Source organism: Delftia acidovorans NBRC 14950 (genome assembly GCF_001598795.1).
In the GTDB taxonomy this organism is placed as follows: Bacteria; Pseudomonadota; Gammaproteobacteria; order Burkholderiales; family Burkholderiaceae_C; genus Comamonas; species Comamonas acidovorans.
Map to the genome: position 1 here is coordinate 70,356 of NZ_BCZP01000006.1, position 17,895 is coordinate 88,250.

Sequence of the window (17,895 nt, forward strand, 5' to 3'; positions counted from 1 at the left end):
CACGACAGCGCGCCCGGCAACCGCCGATCTTAAAGAAAAAGGCCCCGGCAAGTGCCGAGGCCTTTGGTGTTCCAGCGGGCTGCCGCTCAGGCCAGTTCCGCCTGCATGCGTATGCGCTGGGCGGCCTGCGCCACAGACAGGCCGGATGTCTGGATCACGAAGTGAGCCGTCTCCAGATAAAGCGGCTCGCGTTGCAGCAGCAGCTCCCGCAGGCGCAGTGCCGGATCTTCCACCTGCAGCAAGGGCCGCGTCACATCGTTGCGCAGCCGCGCGGCGATGGCCTCTGGCGTGCAATCCAGATAGAAGACCTGGGTGCGCGCATGCAGATGGCGGCGGTTTTGCTCGCGCAGCACCACGCCGCCGCCCGTGGACAGCAGCAGGCTGGATGTGGAGGCCGACAGCTCATCAATGACCTGCGACTCCATGTCTCGAAAAGCCTGCTCGCCCTCGCGCTCGAAAAACTCCCGGATGCTGCAGCCTATGCGCTGCTCGATCACATGGTCAGAATCCACAAAACGCATCGACCACAGGCGCGCCAGCTGGCGCCCTATGGTCGATTTGCCGGAGCCGGGCAGGCCGATCAGGGCCACCACCGGCGCACGGAGCGAGGCAGGACCTTGATCGGAATTCACCGGCGTGTTCACTCGGGCAGGCAGACGGATGTCACTCCGTAAGGCGAGGTCAGAAAGGAGCCGTTCTTCTGGTCACCTTCGACGAACGAGGTAAGGAAGATGCGCTCGGCACGACCTTCGGAGCCGGCAGCATTTGAGCTGACGGTCAGCTTGTACAGCAGCCAGGTGGCAACGTTCTGCGGATATTCAGTCTGAACGATCAGACGGCCATTGGCTCCTGTTTTTCGTCCGTTGAAATAGGACACCACAATATCGGCCTTGGGGGGTGTCAAGCGGCCATCTCCATTGGCGTCTTCACCGCTGTCCAGATTTCCATTGCGATTGATGTCCTCATTCAAGCAAAAACCGGATCCAGCGACGTGTGCATTCTTGACGTTGTCATAGCTACCAAATCCGTATCGCAGAATATCCACGCTTACTGAAACATCCGCATCCGCAACGGCCTCACCAGCAGCATTGGCAACGGCCACATCAAACTTCTTGATATAGGTAAGGTTATTGGTGCCTTTTTCCAACTCATTGTTGTCGCCGATAGTGATGGAGACAGGTTCGCTGGCAACAGTCAGCGTACTGATACGCGAATTGGGGCATTTCCCATTGGACACAGCTGCGTCAGAATTACCATAGCACATGCGAATGCTGACCCCATCTGTCGGGCTGATACGTGCGCCAGGAATATATTGCGCCATGGCAACTCCGCTGGCATTGGATATCACGGATTGGCCACCTGTAGAGATAGCCTCTCCAGAGCCCAGTCCAGGCGGAACGATCTCAAAGCGGACTCGCATATTGGGAATGGCGCGATTGTCCTTGTCCAGGAACAGGGCTCGCAATTGCGCCATATTGGTGCGACCGCCATCCAGATTTGGCTTGACGGTATTCGGCACAATGGACAGGCTCGCCGCACTGACCACACCCACCGCGTCAGGAACTTGGGCAGCGCCGCCTGCCACAGTGATCTGCTCGTTTGAGACCACTCCCGAAGCCTTGGCCTGCAAGGAGTAGATCTGGGCAGTGCCTGGTGCATTGAATGCCGCAAACTTGGCCACGCCAGATGTGTCCGTCTGGGCCGTCACCGCAGCACTGAGAACCGATCCGGAAAGCACAACAGGAATGCCAGAAATTCCTGCGCCATTCGCATCCGAGATTTTTGCCGTGACCTCCACTGGTTGTCCAGGAGAAGGAGCAGAGGGAACCACGGTCAAGGCGATCTGGCTGCCGGTGACAGCCACAACACCTGTCCCAGACTGATTACCAGCCTTCAGGTTGAAGCGGATATCCCGGTTGGAACGATCACCACCGATCTCTATCTTTCCAGTAACACGGCCAGAGGCATCCGTCACGTTGGCGTTGGGTGTAAAAACACCCGAATCAAGCACAACGGAGACAGGTGCATTGGCTACAGGATTCCTGCTTGCGGACAATGCTGTGACCGTCAAGGTAGCGGAGTCACTTCCCGAATTGGCGACAACAGTCTTGTCGAGAAGGAACTCGACACTGGCCACATCCGGTGTCGTACCGCCCCCCGTACCTCCTCCAGGTGTCCCCGGATTCCCGCCTCCCCCCCCGCACCCAACCAGAGCAAAGGCCGTCAAAGTAGCCAACCATATTTTCTTCATCAAATATCTCCCTAAATTTTCACTCAGCGTTTTGCAGCGCTATCAGAAATCATTTTTGGTGTAATGAATACCAGCATTTCTCTCTTGGAAGAGGCCCTGGAGCGGCTCTTGAAAAGATTACCAAGTACAGGCACATCACCCAACAACGGAATCTTGTTCTCCTGATTGGTTTCTTCCAGTTCAAAGATGCCACCAATCACCACGGTGCCGCCGTTTTGCACTAGGATCTGCGTCTTGATATGCTTGGTGTCAATAGCCACCCCCTGGGTCGTGGTTTCACCGCGAGAATCCTTGTTGATATCCAGATCCAGAATGATATCGCCTTCAGGAGTTATTTGCGGCGTCACTTCCAGCTTCAACACCGCCTTTTTGAAGGCTATGGTGGTCGCTCCGTTGGGTGCGGTGACTGAGTACGGATACTCCGTACCCTGCTCGATCAGCGCCTTGGTCTGGTCGGCGGTCATGAGACGAGGGCTTGAAATGATCTTGCCTTGCCCATCGGCTTCCATTGCTGAAAGTTCCAGCGTAAGGAAGCGATTGGCTGCAGCATTGAAGATGGACATGGCAAACGTGCCAGATCCTGAAACTCCTGACACGGATGCAGGAAGATTCACAAAGCTGCCCGAAGTGTTGACCGTGCCTCCCGCACCTGCAGAGGCATTTGCGTTATCGAACCCCGTACCGAAGACAACACGATTGTCACCGCCGATACTGTAGCCGCCATCACCACCGCGCTGGGCACGCAAGTCCCCGCCGCCGAGGCGCACACCCAGCGCACGACCGAACGTGTCACGGGCTTCCACAATACGCGCTTCAATGAGCACTTGCCGCACTGGCACATCCAGCGTCGCCAGCAATGCCTTCATGGCCTCAAGCTTGGCAGGGGTGTCCGTCACAAAGAGTTGGTTGGTTCGAGGCTCGGAGATTGCAGAACCACGCTCGGACAGAAATCTCGTGGCAGTTCCACCAACACCCGCACCACTGGTGTTCGTCGTGATTTGCAACAGAATATCGGCCGCCTTCGCATAGTTCAGCTGAAAGCCCTGGGTGCGCAGCGGCTCCAGTTTCTGGATTTCCATCGCGGCTTCATAGTCACGCTTGGTGCGCGCATCGATCTCATCCTTTGGCGCAATCCAGAGCACCGAGCCCGATTTGCGCATGCCCAGGCCCTTGGCATCCATGATGATCTGCAGCGCCTGATCCCAGGGAACATCCTTCAGGCGCAGGGTCAGTGCCCCGGAAACCGTGTCCGAAGTCACTATATTGAAGTTCGTGAAATCGGCGATCACCTGAAGCAGAGATCGCACTTCGATATTCTGGAAGTTCAGGGAGAGTTTCTCACCGCTGTAGCCAGGACCCTGAGTCAGTTTGCTCACGTCCACCTTTTTCTGGCGAACTTCAATCACAAACTGGCTGTCACTTTGATAGGCACTGTGCTCCCAGTCACCTGTGGGGGCAATGCGCATGCGCACCGACTCACCCTGCTGCACCGAAGAGATTGTCTGCACCGGCGTTCCGAAATCCGCAACATCCAGCTTGCGACGCAATCCTTCAGGCAGGGAGGAGCGCAGAAAATCGACCACCAGCTCCTTGCCTTCGCGGCGCAGATCCACGCCGACCTGGCTGTTGCTCAGCCCCACGACGATGCGGCCAGAACCATCACTGCCGCGACGGAAATCAACATCCCGAATGGGTTGGACGTCACTGCCAACAGGCGTCTTGGCTTCAAACACGCCCTGCTGCGTAGAAGGCTTTACTGCGGCAGACGTTGCCACCGGATCCAACAGGATCAGCAGCGCCTTGCCTTGGCGTTCAGTGCGGTAGGACGTCGCAGACTTCAGATTCAGCACCAGGCGGGAGCGGCCGGATGCCTCCACGATATTGATGGAGCGCAGGTTACCCTGGTTGAGCTCGACCATCGATTTACCCGTGGCATTGGTTGCGCCAGGGAAATCCAGTGCGATTCGTGCAGGCGACTGGATTGCAAATCCGGTCGGGTCCGCAGCCAGCGCTTCGGAAAGCTCGATGCGCACAACCTCAGTGCCTCCTTGAATCGAGCCTGAGACCGACTCTATCGTGGACTGCGCCCATGCCAAGGAGCCAAGCAGCCAACCGCCTACGGCGATTCCCCAGCGAGCCTTGCGCAACATGCTTCGATGTGTGCCCATCATTTTCTTCCCTCCTGCAACTCCAGTGTGCTATTTCTCTCTATCCAGTCGCCGCTGCCGTCCTGGACGATTTCCCGCAACTGGATGGACGTCTCGGTGATCCGGGTAACCTTGCCGTAGTTCTGTCCCAGGTAATTTCCTGCCCGAACCTGGTACAGCAAAGCCCCCACCCTGACAAGCGCCGTAGGCACGCCTTTTTTGTCTAGACTGCCGACCATGGTCATTGCATCCAAAGGCTCGGCCTCCAGCGGTTCCTTGCGGCGATTGAGTTCAGAAGCAATCAGGGTGGTATTGGCGCTAGTCTGTGCAGACTCCCTGCGCAGCACCTGCATCAGCTTCATGGGATTGAAAGGATCCATGCCATCAGAACCAAGATAGGCCTGGGGCGTGAAGATCTTGGGCTCTTCCAAAGGCTTGACACGGGGCTTGGCATTGGCTCTTTCCTGGGCCATCCAGGTCTGCAGCTCCTCCTGATCAGAAGAAGAGCAGCCTGAGACGGCCAAGCAGGCTGCCAGCGTGAGCCAGCCGCTGAAACGCATGTGTCTCATTATTTCTTGCCCTTCCCTGCAGCCGCGCGTTGCGCCTGTACCTCGTCGGCATCCAGGTAGCGGAAGGTTCGTGCCGTCGCCTCCATGCTCAAGACTTCGCTGCCTTCCTTGCCCACGGGGACGATCGAGAGATTGTTCAAGGTCACGATGCGTGACAGGTAGGCCACGTCGGAAGCAAAGGATCCAATGTCATGGAAGCGGCCCGTGACCTTCAACGCAATGGGCAACTCGGCGTAGTACTCCTTGACCACCATCGCACCAGGCCGGAAGGTTTCAAACTGCAGGCTGCGGCCCAGGCCGGCCTGATTGATGTCCGAAAGCAGGGCCGCCATTTCCGCCTTGCTGGGCAACTGCTTTTCCAGTTGCGTCACATATTGCTGGACCTGTTCACGCTGCTTCTTCAGGCCATCCAAGCTGACGGCCTTGGACAGCTTCTGGCTGAAGTCCTGGCGCAGCGTGACCTCGGTATTGCGCTCCTGCTCCAGGGTGTCTTCGTAGTCCTTGATCAGCACATACCAAAGCACGGCGGCCACAGCCAGCGCGATGGCTACGCACAAAAGCGCCCGCGGCAACACAGGCCACCGCGACGGGTCATTGGGATCAAGACCACGGAACTGGCGCTGGATGTTCTCCTGCAGTGCGGAGAAGTCAATGTCTTTCTTTTTCTTCTTGGCCATCACTGGGGCTTTCCTGGGTTGGCCGGCGTCGAAAGGCTCTTTTCCGCCACACTGGCGCGCGTCAGTTGAAAGCGCAGATTGAACGCAGCAGCGCGGCGCTGGTCCTTGGGTGTGACATTGACCGTCCTGGCCACGATCTCCACCAGATCAGGCTTGGAGATCCAGGGCGTTCCTTCGGACAAATTGCGCAGCATTTCGGAAACCCGCTCATTGGACTGCGCCGTACCCTGCATGGTCACAGACAGACCTTCCTGCCTGATGCTTGTGATGTAGACGCCATCGGGCAACTGCGCCACCAGCTCGTTGAGCATGTGCACCGGAAGATTGCGGTCGGACTGCAGATCTTCCACGGCCTTCTGACGTGCACGCAGGGCCGTGATCTCATCCTCCAGCCCGGCAATTTCTTTGATCTGAGACTCCAGCACGGTAATCTCGGCGCGCAGCATGGTGTTCTTTGCCTGCTGGGCCTCGATCATCATCTGGTACCACCAATAGACTGCACCAATGATCAAAAGCCCTATCAGGGCCGAAAGAACCATGGTGGCCTGGAATGCTTCCTTGCGGCGCTTTCGTGTTGCTTCTCTGTGAGGAAGCAGATTGATCAGGATCACGACACAAACCTCCGCATGGCCAGTCCGCAGGCGGTCAGGTAGGCGGGAGCCTCGCGCGACATGCGCTTGAGGCGTACGCCGCTGCCGACTTCCATTCCATCAAAAGGATTGGCCAAGCTGCAGGCAAAACCCGTTTGCTGCGTGATGGCCTCGGACAGGCCGGAAAGTGGGGCCGAGCCGCCTGCCAGCAGGATGTGGTCTATGCGGTTGTGGGGCGTACTGGTGAAAAAGAACTGCAGTGCGCGCGACACTTCCTGCGTCATGCTTTGCACAAAGGGCTTGAGCACGGCGGACGCGTAGTCCTCCGGAAGTTCGCCGCTGCGCTTCTTGGACTCGGCCTCTTCGAGCGAGAAACCATATTGGCGCGCGATCAGTTGCGTCAGCTGTGCGCCGCCAAAGGCCTGGTCCCGGTCATACAGCACCTCGTCGTCGCGCAGGATCTGCATGCTGGTCGTCATGGCGCCCAACTCGAACAAGGCCACAAGGGCGTTGTTGCCCTGATTGGGCAGGCGCTCGATCAGCCGTGCAGCCGCCATGCGGGAGGCGTGGGGCTCGATGTCGATGACCATGGGCTTGAGGCCGGCCGCCTCGGCCAGGCCCTGGCGGTCCTGGACCTTCTCGCGGCGCGATGCGGCAATGAGCACGTCCACATCGCCGGGTGAATTCGATGACGGGCCTATGACGCAGAAGTCCAGACTCACTTCATCGAGCGAGAATGGAATGTACTGATTGGCCTCGGATTCGACCTGGACCTCCAATTCCTGCTCGCTCATGCCGTCCGGCAGCGAAATCTTCTTGGTGATCACGGCCGAGGCCGGCAGGGCCATGGCCACGTTCTTGGTCCGCGTGCCGCTTTTTTTGACCAGTCGCCGTACAGCCTCTGCCACTTCGTCGAACTTTTCGATGTTGCCGTCCGTGATCCATCCCCGCTCCAGCGGTTCGATGGCACAGCGCTCCAGCAACAGTTCGCCCGACTTGGCACGAGACAACTCAACGAGCTTGGCGCTCGAAGAACTGATGTCGATGCCTAGCAAAGGTGCGGGCTGGCGACTGAATAAGGATCCCATAGCAATCAACTTGCCCTCCCTCTTCTTGTGTATGTAAAGAACGCAACAAACCTTCACATATAGGTTGAATGCTATCAGCAAGACTGTGCGCAGCTCACCATGCCAGCCGGAGCACGCTTGGCGGTAGTGGCCAAAAACAGACATTATTGCGGGCCATCAAATGCGACATGAATGCACCCCTGCTTGCATGTCGGCCTGCACGCCTGGCTTAGGATGCGTGGCTTGCGGCCATGCTGGCAACCGTGTGCAGCCGTCTCCTACCGTCCTTCTGGGGCACGCATTTTTATAATGCGGCACTCCTCAGCACTCCCTGCGACATGCCGTCTTCAGACTCCCGAGAACCCCAGGCTGCAAAGCCTCGCTCCGCCCCATCCAAGCCCATGCACTGGTTTCCCAAGGCCTTGCTATGGCTGGCGGGCATCGCCGTCGCCGGCGCGCTGGCCTTGATGCTGACCGTGGCCGTGGCCCTGGCCATGGCCTACCCCAACCTGCCCGACGTGTCCGAGCTGGCCGATTACCGGCCCAAGCTGCCGCTGCGCGTGTACTCCAGCGAAGGCGCCCTGCTGGGTGAATTTGGCGAGGAGCGGCGCACGCTGACCCCCATCCAGGACATCCCCAAGGTGATGACGGACGCCGTGCTGGCCATTGAAGACACGCGCTTTTTCGAGCATGGCGGCGTGGACTACAAGGGAATGGCCCGCGCCGCGCTGGCCAATCTGGGCCGCGTGAAAAGCCAGGGCGCATCGACTATCACCATGCAGGTGGCGCGCAACGTCTATCTGTCTTCCGAGAAAACTTTTACACGCAAAATTTACGAAGTCTTACTGACTTTTAAGCTAGAGCATCTGTTGAGCAAAAACCAGATTCTCGAGATCTACATGAACCAGATTTATCTGGGAAATCGCGCCTATGGCTTTGCTGCTGCCTGTGAAGCCTATTTCGGCAAGCCACTGAAGGACATCACGGTGGCCGAGGCGGCCATGCTGGCAGGCCTGCCCAAGGCACCATCGGCCTACAACCCGATCAGCAATCCCAAGCGCGCCCGCTCGCGCCAGCTCTACATCATCGAGCGCATGGAGGAAAACGGCTTCATCACCTCCGCCCAGGCCACTGAAGCCAAGGCCGAGCCGCTGAAGATCCGCACGGGCTCCTTCAACACCCGCGTGCATGCCGAATACGTGGCCGAGATGGCACGCCAGCTGATCTTTGCCCAGTACGGCAACGAAGCCTATACGCGCGGCCTGAACGTCTACACCACCATCAATGCCGGCGAACAGGAAGCCGCCTACGCCTCGCTGCGCCGGGGCATCATGGACTACGAGCGCCGCCAGAAATACCGCGGTCCCGAAAAGTTCGTGGCCCTGCCGGCCGACGCCGAGGACCGTGAAGACGCCATTGACGACACCCTGGCTAACCACCCCGACAACGGTGATGTGCTCGCCGCCGTGGTGCTGGATGCCAATCCGCGCAAGATCCTAGCGGCACGCGCCGACGGCGAACAGATCGAGATCACGGGTGAAGGCCTGAAACCCGCCGAATCGGGCCTGAACCCCAAGGCACCGCCCAACATCAAGATCCGTCCCGGTGCCGTGATCCGCGTGGTCAAGACGCCCAAGAACACCTGGGAAATCACGCAGCTGCCCGAAGTGGAAGGCGCCTTCGTGGCCCTGGTCCCCCAGACAGGCGCCTTGCGCGCCCTGATCGGCGGCTTCGACTTCCAGAAGAACAAGTTCAACCACGTGACCCAGGCTTGGCGCCAGCCCGGCTCGGCCTTCAAGCCCTTCATCTACTCTGCGGCACTGGAAAAAGGCTTCTCGCCTTCCACCATGATCAATGACGCGCCGCTGTTCTTCAGCGCCGGCGTGACGGGTGGCCAGCCATGGGAGCCCAAGAACTACGACAGCCGTTACGACGGGCCGATGACCATGCGCACGGGCTTGAACAAGTCCAAGAACATGATCTCCATCCGCCTGCTCCAGGCCGTGGGACCCAAGCAGGGCCAGGAGTGGGTCACGCGCTTCGGCTTTGACGCCGCCAAGCATCCGGCCTACCTGACCATGGCGCTGGGTGCCGGAGCGGTCACGCCGCTGCAGTTGGCTGCCGGCTACTCCGTGTTCGCCAATGGCGGCCACCGCGTCAACCCCTGGCTGATTGCCCGTGTCACCGATCACAAGGGCCGCATCCTGTCCGAATTCACGCCGCCCCCGGTGCAGGAACTGCCCCAGGCCATCGACGCGCGCAACGCCTTCATCATGGACAGCCTGCTGCAGGACGTGGCGCGCGTGGGCACGGCAGCACGCGCGCAGTCCACGCTCAAGCGTCCCGACCTGTACGGCAAGACGGGCACGACCAACGACTCGGTGGATGCCTGGTTCGCAGGCTTCCAGCCCACGCTGGCCGCAGTGTCCTGGATCGGCTACGACACGCCGCGCAACCTGGGCAGCCGCGAGACGGGCGGCGGACTGAGCCTGCCCATCTGGATCGGCTTCATGCAGCATGCCCTCAAGGGCGTGCCGGTGGCAGAGATGCCTGTGCCCCCTGGCGTCGTGAACATGGGCGGTGAGTGGTACTACGAGGAAAACGCGCGCAACGGCGGCGTCAGCAGCCTGGGCATGGACAGCGCCTCCTCGGGCGGCGCTGCAGGCGCCACGCCCCCGCCCGCCACCGAGGAGCGCAACCGCATCCTCGACCTCTTCCGCAACTGACCGCCACACAAGCGGTTGACCACGCAAGAAAGCCCGGCCATGCCGGGCTTTCTTCATGGAGCCTGCCGATAACGGCGGATCAGCGTGCCGAGAACTGCAGCGCCAGGCCCGACTGCTCGGTGGCGTAGCGGCTCAGGTTGGCGAAGAACTCGCCCGCGCCCTTGGTATCGAGCCAGGCGCCCTGCGCCGCGTCGTAGCGGTAGTGAAAGCCTCCGGCCTTGGCCGCCAGCCAGATCTCGTGCAGCGGTTTTTGCTGGTTGATCACGATCTGGCTGCGGTTGGCAAAGACCAGGGTCACCATGCCACCCACGCGCTGGGCATCGAGGTCGGCATCGGTTTCATCGTTGATGCGATCGCAGTCTTGCTCAACGGCCAGAAGCAGTCGTTCGGCAAGGTCCAGAAATTCTTGGTCGGTCATTACAATTCGCTTATGTTGAAAGCCTCGCAAATTCTAGTCAGGTGCATTGCCCTTGGCGCCTGTGCGGCGTCCCTGGCCGCCTGCGGCCAGAAAGGCCCGCTGTTTCTGCCCAGCTCGCCTGCGGCCAGCCACCGCGCCACACTGCCGCAGACCCTGGGCATTTCCAGCCCGGCCGAGCGTGCAACGCCCGCGCCTGCACCCACCACCTTGCCCGCTGGCCCGTCAAGTGCCGCCGTCGAGGAAAGCTCGACACCCACCGGCACCACGGACTCCCGCAAGCAGCAGGCCGACTGAGTCGGCAGCCGCGCCGCGGCTTGATGCACATCAACACCGCTGCCAGGCATGGCGCTTAGAGTGACTTTCTCTTGTCCCTCGACAACCCGCCATGCCCGTAGAGCTCTACCGAGACAAAAACCACGCCTGCCTGATGTTCACCGACCTCATCGAGGAAGATGGACAGGCCATACAGGCCAATCAGTTCCTCATCGTCGATGACGACACGGGTGCCATCATCGACCCGGGCGGCAATCTCGCATTCAACGAGCTGTTCATGGGCATGTCGCGGCATTTCGCGCCGCACAAGCTGTCCTATCTGATCGCTTCCCACGCCGACCCCGACATCATTGCCTCGCTGGACCGCTGGATGACCAGCACCAAGGCACAACTGGTGATCTCGCGCATCTGGGAGCGCTTCGCGCCCCACTTCACCAAGGTCGGCAAGACCGAAAACCGCGTGATCGGCGTGCCGGACGCCGGTGGCCGGCTGCCGCTGGGCCGCCATGAACTGCACCTGCTGCCCGCCCACTTCCTGCATGCCGAAGGCAACTTCCACTTCTACGACCCGGTCAGCCGCATCCTCTTCACGGGCGACCTGGGCGTGTCCCTGATGAACGGCATCGAGGCGCAGGTGCCCGTGACCGACCTCGTGCCGCACATCGCCCGCATGGAAGGTTTTCACCGCCGATACATGGTCTCCAACAAGATCCTGCGGCTGTGGGTGCAGATGGCGCGCCAGTTGCCCATCGACATGATCGTGCCCCAGCACGGCGCGCCCATCATGGGCGCCAAGGCGATTGCCGACCTGTTCAATTGGCTCGAAGGCCTGCAGTGCGGCATCGACCTGTTCGACCAGCGCAACTACCAGTTGCCCATGGCGGACATCGACCCGGTGACCCGCCAGCTGCGTCCTGCCCTGCGCGCCGTGGCCGGCTAGCGCCTGGCGCGCCGGCGGCGCAGTACATGGACCACGCGCCAGGCCAGCAGCAGCGCAAGAATGGCGGCGTACACGCCGACCTCGGCAAAGTTGTTCTTGCCTGCGCGCATCCAGAAGAAATGCAACAGGGCCAGCGGCGCGACCGCATAGATACAGCGGTGCAGCCATTGCCAGCGCCTGCCGCCCATGGCGCGCATGACACGGTGCGGTGAAGTCACCGCCAGAGCGGTCAGCAAGAGCAGCGCCGCAAAGCCCACCAGGATGAATGGGCGCTTCGGGATGTCGAGCACGATCTCGCCCCAGTCCAGCCCCATGTCGAACCATGCATAGCACAGCAGGTGCAGCAGCGCGTAGAAGAACACATACAGGCCCAGCATGCGCCTGAAGCGCGCCAGTGCCGTCAGTCCCAGCGCCTGGCGCAGCGGTGTCACGGCCAGCACCACGCACAGAAAGCGCAAGGTCCAGTCACCAGTGGAGCGCAGCAAGGCCTCGGCCGGATTGGCGCCAAGCGTGTTCAGGATGGCTCCAGCCAGCAGCCACGCAAACGGCAGCAGGCACGCAAGAAACACCAGCGGCTTGGCCGTCCGGTGCAGCAAAAGACGCTGCACCGCCGTCATTGCATTGGCCACATCAATAGAACTTCTTGAGGTCCATGCCCGCGTAGAGCTGGCCCACCTGGGCTTCGTAGCCGTTGAACAGCTGCGTCTTGCGCTTCTTGGCGAACAGGCCGTCTTCGCCAATGCGCCGCTCCGTGGCCTGGCTCCAGCGCGGGTGCGGCACGTCGGGGTTCACATTGGAATAAAAGCCGTACTCGTTGCGCGCCGCCTTGTTCCAGGCCGTGCCCGGCTCCTTGTCGGTCAGGCGGATGGCGACGATGCTCTTGGCGCTCTTGAAGCCGTACTTCCACGGCACGACCAGCCGCACGGGCGCGCCATTCTGGTTGGGCAGCACCTCGCCATACATGCCAAAGGCCAGCAGCGTCAGCGGGTGCATGGCTTCATCAAGGCGCAGCCCCTCGGTGTAAGGCCAGTCCAGCACGCCGCTGCGCAGGCCCGGCATCTGCGCCTTGTCGGCCAGGGTCACGAATTCCACGTACTTGGCACTGCCCAGCGGCTGCACCTTGCGCAGCAGCTCGGCCAGGGAATAGCCCACCCAGGGAATCACCATGGACCAGCCCTCCACGCAGCGCAGCCGGTAGATGCGTTCTTCCTGTGGAGCGAGCTTGAGCAGCGCATCCAGGTCCAGCGTCTGCGGCTGCTGGACCAGACCCTCGATCTTCACCGTCCAGGGACGGGTCTTGAGCGTGTGGGCATTCTTGGCAGGATCGTCCTTGTCCAGCCCGAATTCATAGAAGTTGTTGTACTGGGACACATCGGCATAGGCCGTGACACGGTCCATGGTGTTTGCGCCCACTACCTGGGAAGGCACGGAGGCCAGTGCCGCCAGCTTGCCGGGGCGCTGCACGCCCGCCGCCCAGCCGGGCAAGGCCGCGCCCGCCGAGCCTGCGGCCAGGTACTGCAGCCAGGCACGGCGCTTGAGGTAGCCTGCCCGGGGCGTGATCTCGCTGCCTTGCGGGTGTTGGAAGCCGTTGTCGTGGGAGCGGATCAGCATGGGAATCTCCTGGTGTGCCGGCGGGCACGGGGCGCTATTGCTGGCGATATGGCGATTGGGAGCCTCGCAGGCGCGCGCAAGTTCCCTGCGGCACCGATGCGATGGTGCACGAAAAAGCGGCATGCGCCTGAACGCATGCCGCTGCCCTTATCTTGCCACTGTCACTCTGCCACTGCCGTGGCTCAAAGCTCGCCGTAGCTGTGCAGCCCCGACAGGAACATGTTCACCCCCAGGAAGGCGAAGGTGGTGATGGCCAGTCCACCCAGCGCCCACCAGGCGGATACCGTGCCGCGCAGGCCCTTGACCAGGCGCATGTGCAGCCAGGCCGCGTAGTTGAGCCAGACGATCAGCGCCCAGGTTTCCTTGGGGTCCCAGCTCCAGTAGCCGCCCCAGGCCTCGGCCGCCCACAGAGCGCCCAGCACGGTGGCGATGGTGAAGAAGGCAAAACCCACGGCGATGGATTTGTACATCACATCGTCCAGCAGCTCGAAGCTGGGCAGGCGCTCGGCGATGCGCTTGCGCGCCAGCAGGATGCCGGCCACGATCAGCGCCGAAACGCCGAAGTACACCATCCAGTAGCTGCCGCCGTTCTCGGTTGCACCCTTGCGGAAGACGATGGGCTCGAAGCACAGCACCACACCCAGCATCCACAGCGGCGCGAGCTTGTACCAGCGGGTCTCCGTGGCCTGCTGCTTGATCAGGTAGGCAAAGGAGACCATGGCTGCCAGTGCAAAGGTGCCGTAGCCGATGAAGTTGGCCGGCACGTGCAGCTTCATCCACCAGCTCTTGAGTGCCGGTACCAGCGGCTGGATCTCGTGCGCCTCGCGCACCAGCGTGTACCACAGCAAAAAGCCCACGGCCGCGCTGACCACCAGCATCACGAAGCCGCCCAGGGCGCGCGTGTCGTAGTGCTGTTCGTAATAGAGATAGAAAAGCGCCGTCATCCAGCAGAACATGACGAACACTTCATAGAGATTGCTGACCGGGATGTGGCCCACATCGGGGCCGATCAGGTAGCTCTCGTACCAGCGCACCATGGTGCCCACCAGCGCCAGCGTCACGGCCAGCCAGGCCAGGCGCGAGCCCAGCAGCGACAGCGCCGTGCCCTCGCCCCGCGCAAACATGCCGATCCAGTAGAAGACGGTGCTCATGAAGAACACCATGCTCATCCAGAGGATGGCCGACTGGCTGGACAGGAAGTACTTGAGGCCGAACACCGTGTCCGAGCGAGCCAGTTGCGCCCCTTCAGGCCCCTGGTAGAGCCCGATGGCCAGCAGCGACAGCCCGGCCACCACCAGCATCAGCCCGCGCAGCGGGCGCCAGAACCAGCCCAGCCAGATGGCCGAGGGAATGGTGCCGACCAGGATGCACTTTTCGTAGACATCCATGTACTCGCCATAGCGCTGCAGCGCATACAGCAGTCCCGCCGCCACCAGGGCCGCGAACACCCAGTCGAACCAGTTGCGGCGGGCGAAGAAGCCCTCATTGAGCGTCAAAGTCGTCGTGGTAGTGGCGGTGTTCATGCGGAACCTCCGGGGGGTTTCTTGTCAAGACTTGCGCAAACAGGATGCGACAACGTGCTGTGCCCCGTGGCAAACCGTTCGCTTTGTTCCTTCTTGCGCAAGTCGTACTTGTGGATGGGCTCGGCGCCTATCAGCTTGCCGGCCAGCATGGCGAATTCTCTATCACCATCGAGTGTCTTGCGATTGGTGGACAAGGCCATTTCGGCATGGCTTTCCCCATCGCGGGGCGTGAGCCAGATCCAGAGGCGGCGGTCGCGCACGTACAGCATGCAGAACACGCCGATGATGAGGAACAGGCAGCCCAGATACACCACGTTCTTGCCCGGGGCGCGTGCCACCTGGAAGACGCTGGCCTGCACCTGCTTGAAGTCCTGCAGCATGAAGACCATGGGCATGGGGTAGAACTGCGCATCGCTGAGCGAGAACACGGCCTGGGTCATGAAGGACTGCGTCTGCTCGCTGGGCTCCAGTGGCGCCTGGCCCGCCTGCGTGCGCACGATCTGGGCCAGCTCGAACAGCACGCCGTTGAGAATGCGCACCAGCACCTCGCCCGCGCGTTCGCGCTCGGCGGCCGGCACATTGCTTTCCATGAAGTCCGAGATGGCCTGCAGCCCGCCCAGCGGCTTGCCGTCCGGCCCCTTCTTGTCGGTCTGGCCCGCGAACAATTCCAGCGCCTTGGTGGCCGACTGCGCCAGCGCGCCACTGAGTTCGGCACGCGAGGCGTCGATGGCCTTGGCCACATAGGCCTTGGCCGCCTGCTCGCGCAGCCTGGGGTCCTGCAGCGCGCTGCGCAGGCGCAGGAAGGTGTCCATCTCGCTTTCGGGATCGGCGGGAATGCGCAGGTAGCGCATGGCATCGGCCTGGTTGTCGCGCACGCCCAGCAGGAACACGCGCTGGCCGTCGCCCGTGTCCACGGGCAGCATGTAGTTCTGGAACTCGCGCGCCTGGCCCGAGGCATCGCGCAGCTTGTAGCGGATGCTGGGACCGATGTTGCGCAGCTCCTTCTTGGTCACGGTCTTGTGGGCCGCGCCCAGACGCTCGTCGATGGCCTGCTTCAGGTCCACCTTGCGCACATCGGTGCCGCTGCCATTGGCCCCGCCGCCACCGCCGAAGTTCTCCACGTTGATAGTGCGCAGTTCGGCAAACTCCAGCGTCACTGTCTCGTCCTTGCCGTCCGGAAGCTTGCGCACGAACTGGTCCGATCCGCCGATCACGCCCTCGACATCAAAGGGCTTGGCTCCCGCCTCCAGCGGCACGGCGCGCAGCTTCACCGACGAGCCGCCGTCGTCAAAGCTGGACTGGTAGATCTCGATGCCACGGTAGCTGGCCGGGTGGTTGACCTCGATGCGTTTTTCCACCTTCTCGCCCGTGGCCTTGTCGTGGATGACGACCTCGCTGGCAAACAGCTTGGGCATGCCCGTGGAGTAGTACTCCACGATGAATTTCTTGAGTTCCACCGCAAAGGGCAGCTCCTGCAGCAGCACGCCGTCGGACTGCGACAGGATGGCCGTGCCTGCCGTGCCGCCTTCGGTCACCAGCAGGTTGCCTCGGAAGGTGGGGTTGCGCTCGCTCAGCCGGTGCTGTTCGGACACCTCGGAAATCAGGCCACCGCCGGTATAAGGTGTTTTGCCTCCCAGCCACATCTGCGCGCGCACGATGAGGTCGCCATCGAACAGCCCGCCCAGGCAGATCAGCACGATGGCGCTGTGGGCCGCGATATAGCCCAGCTTGTGGGCCGCGCCCGCCTTGGCCGCCAGCATCCAGCCCGTGCCGGGACCGGCCGCCGTATCGCGCTGCTGCAGCCGCACCTTCCAGCCGCCCGATACCAGCTGCTGGCCCAGGCGCCTGGCGGCCTCTTCGGTGCTGCCGGGCACCACGTTCTGCGCACGGTGGCCGAAGGCCTTGAGGCTTTGTTCGCGAACGTTTTCCTTGTAGCTGCGCAGATCGGCCAGGTACTTGGGCGCATGGCGTGCCACGCACAGCGAGGTGCTGATCACCAGAAAAGCCAGGATCAGCAGGAACCACCAGGCGCTGTAGACCGCATTGAGCTTGAGCGCGAGGAACAGCTGGGCCCAGAAAGGCCCGAACTGGTTGACGTAGTTGCCCACCGGCTCATGCTGCTTGAGCACGGTGCCTATCACCGAGGCAATGCAGATGACCGTCAGCAGCGAGATCGCGAAGCGCATCGATGCCAGCAGCTCCAGGGTCGCGCGCGCGGCCTGCGGGCGGGAGGGAGCAAGAGCGGCACCGGAAGAGTTGTCTGACATGAAGAACGAAAAGCCAAAACCCGAATGAAAAAAGCGGGACCATCTGCATTCATGCGATGGACCCGCCTGGCTTGGGGTGTCTATAAAGCAATAGGTTCCCGGTGATTACCCTGGGAACCGCGTCGGCCCCGGGATCGCATCAACGCAGGCCAGCGATGTAGTCTGCCACGGCCTTGATTTCGCGATCGTTAAGCTTGGCAGCAACCTGCGTCATCTGAATGCTATTGCCGCGCTTGCCGTCACGGAAGGCCGTGAGCTGGGTCGTGGTGTAGTCGGCATGCTGGCCCGCCAGGCGCGGGTACTGGGCTGGAATGCCGGCGCCGTTGGGGCTGTGGCAGCCCGCGCAGGCAGCAATGTTGCGCTCCTGGATGCCGCCGCGGTAGATGCGCTCGCCCATGGCCACCAGGTCCTTGTCCTTGGCAAAGCCGTCCTTGGGCTTTTGCGTGTGCAGCCAGGCGGCGATGTTCTTCATGTCAGGCTCGCTGAGCATGCTGGCAAAGCCCTTCATCACGGGGTCCTTGCGCTTGTCGCCCTTGAACTCCAGCAACTGCTTGACCAGGTACTCGGGATGCTGGCCGGCCAGCTTGGGCTGCAGCGGGATGGTGGAATTGCCGTCGGCCGCATGGCATGCCGCGCAGACGGCGGTGTAGCTGGCCTCGCCCTTCGCCAGGTCGGCCTTGGCCGCCTTCGGCTGTGCCGAGGCAGCAGGTGCCTCGCCAGCGGAGAAAGCGGGAAAGGCGGGGGCTGCAGCAAGAATGGCAGCCGTCAGCAAAGAGGCAAGCAACTTCATATCGAGGGCGTGGTTCTGTTGTTGAAAGCGCAAAATTCGGCGGATT

General features: G+C 61.7%; 16 protein-coding genes. 3 read left to right on the top strand and 13 right to left on the bottom strand.

Annotation, left to right across the window (positions count from 1 at the left end; translation table 11 throughout):
- Window positions 1-86: 86 nt before the first annotated feature.
- The 7 genes from DA1_RS09390 to DA1_RS09420 are packed head-to-tail and all read right to left on the bottom strand — an operon-like array spanning window position 87 to window position 7,331.
- The gene (locus DA1_RS09390) at window positions 87-632 is read right to left on the bottom strand and encodes a shikimate kinase (protein ID WP_174549378.1); all 546 of its coding nucleotides are present in this window, start codon (window positions 630-632) and stop codon (window positions 87-89) included.
- Between the two features lie 8 nt (window positions 633-640).
- A complete protein-coding gene (locus tag DA1_RS30315; protein ID WP_155294326.1) occupies window positions 641-2,251 on the bottom strand; it encodes an Ig-like domain-containing protein in 1,611 nt (536 codons plus the stop codon).
- Between the two features lie 23 nt (window positions 2,252-2,274).
- Entirely contained in the window at window positions 2,275-4,422 is a 2,148-nt protein-coding gene (locus DA1_RS09400; protein WP_080736964.1) for a type IV pilus secretin PilQ, read from the bottom strand.
- Window positions 4,419-4,967, bottom strand: coding sequence for a pilus assembly protein PilP (locus tag DA1_RS09405; protein ID WP_034397003.1), 549 nt, complete (start codon window positions 4,965-4,967; stop codon window positions 4,419-4,421). Before DA1_RS09405 ends, DA1_RS09400 begins: the two co-directional genes overlap by 4 nt.
- Complete coding sequence (locus DA1_RS09410; protein WP_034397004.1) at window positions 4,967-5,644, bottom strand: type IV pilus inner membrane component PilO; 678 nt, start codon at window positions 5,642-5,644, stop codon at window positions 4,967-4,969. The genes DA1_RS09405 and DA1_RS09410 overlap by 1 nt, the downstream gene beginning before the upstream one ends.
- Window positions 5,644-6,255: a PilN domain-containing protein gene (locus DA1_RS09415; protein ID WP_034397005.1), complete on the bottom strand. Its 612-nt coding sequence runs from the start codon at window positions 6,253-6,255 to the stop codon at window positions 5,644-5,646. Before DA1_RS09415 ends, DA1_RS09410 begins: the two co-directional genes overlap by 1 nt.
- Window positions 6,252-7,331, bottom strand: coding sequence for a pilus assembly protein PilM (locus tag DA1_RS09420; RefSeq protein WP_034347621.1), 1,080 nt, complete (start codon window positions 7,329-7,331; stop codon window positions 6,252-6,254). Before DA1_RS09420 ends, DA1_RS09415 begins: the two co-directional genes overlap by 4 nt.
- A gap of 371 nt (window positions 7,332-7,702) precedes the next feature.
- Between DA1_RS09420 and DA1_RS09425 the strand changes: the two genes are divergently transcribed.
- Complete coding sequence (locus DA1_RS09425) at window positions 7,703-10,027, top strand: penicillin-binding protein 1A (RefSeq protein ID WP_034397006.1); 2,325 nt, start codon at window positions 7,703-7,705, stop codon at window positions 10,025-10,027.
- Between the two features lie 79 nt (window positions 10,028-10,106).
- On the opposite strand, the gene cyaY is transcribed toward DA1_RS09425, so the two are convergent.
- Window positions 10,107-10,445 (bottom strand): iron donor protein CyaY, encoded by a 339-nt coding sequence (gene cyaY / locus DA1_RS09430; RefSeq protein WP_012207381.1) that lies wholly within the window; start codon window positions 10,443-10,445, stop codon window positions 10,107-10,109.
- A gap of 12 nt (window positions 10,446-10,457) precedes the next feature.
- Here cyaY and lptM point away from each other — a divergent pair, with 12 nt between their 5' ends.
- Both lptM and DA1_RS09440 read left to right on the top strand, forming a co-directional pair.
- On the top strand, window positions 10,458-10,739 hold the full coding sequence (lptM, locus tag DA1_RS09435; RefSeq protein ID WP_080518227.1) for an LPS translocon maturation chaperone LptM: 282 nt from the start codon (window positions 10,458-10,460) through the stop codon (window positions 10,737-10,739).
- Window positions 10,740-10,830: 91 nt separating this feature from the next.
- Window positions 10,831-11,658: an oxygen-binding di-iron domain-containing protein gene (locus tag DA1_RS09440; RefSeq protein WP_012207382.1), complete on the top strand. Its 828-nt coding sequence runs from the start codon at window positions 10,831-10,833 to the stop codon at window positions 11,656-11,658.
- On the opposite strand, the gene msrQ is transcribed toward DA1_RS09440, so the two are convergent.
- The 5 genes from msrQ to DA1_RS09465 all read right to left on the bottom strand — a co-directional run bounded on the left by msrQ (window position 11,655) and on the right by DA1_RS09465 (window position 17,849).
- Entirely contained in the window at window positions 11,655-12,275 is a 621-nt protein-coding gene (gene msrQ, locus DA1_RS09445; RefSeq protein ID WP_034398951.1) for a protein-methionine-sulfoxide reductase heme-binding subunit MsrQ, read from the bottom strand. The two genes, DA1_RS09440 and msrQ, sit on opposite strands and share 4 nt — an antisense overlap.
- 13 nt (window positions 12,276-12,288) lie before the next feature.
- Window positions 12,289-13,269 (bottom strand): protein-methionine-sulfoxide reductase catalytic subunit MsrP, encoded by a 981-nt coding sequence (msrP, locus tag DA1_RS09450; RefSeq protein WP_013800756.1) that lies wholly within the window; start codon window positions 13,267-13,269, stop codon window positions 12,289-12,291.
- 182 nt (window positions 13,270-13,451) lie between these two features.
- Complete coding sequence (gene ccsB, locus DA1_RS09455; RefSeq protein ID WP_034397007.1) at window positions 13,452-14,792, bottom strand: c-type cytochrome biogenesis protein CcsB; 1,341 nt, start codon at window positions 14,790-14,792, stop codon at window positions 13,452-13,454.
- Window positions 14,789-17,059, bottom strand: coding sequence for a cytochrome c biogenesis protein ResB (locus DA1_RS09460; protein WP_230590937.1), 2,271 nt, complete (start codon window positions 17,057-17,059; stop codon window positions 14,789-14,791). The genes ccsB and DA1_RS09460 overlap by 4 nt, the downstream gene beginning before the upstream one ends.
- Window positions 17,060-17,198: 139 nt before the next feature.
- A complete protein-coding gene (locus tag DA1_RS09465) occupies window positions 17,199-17,849 on the bottom strand; it encodes a c-type cytochrome (protein ID WP_034397008.1) in 651 nt (216 codons plus the stop codon).
- Window positions 17,850-17,895: the final 46 nt, after the last annotated feature.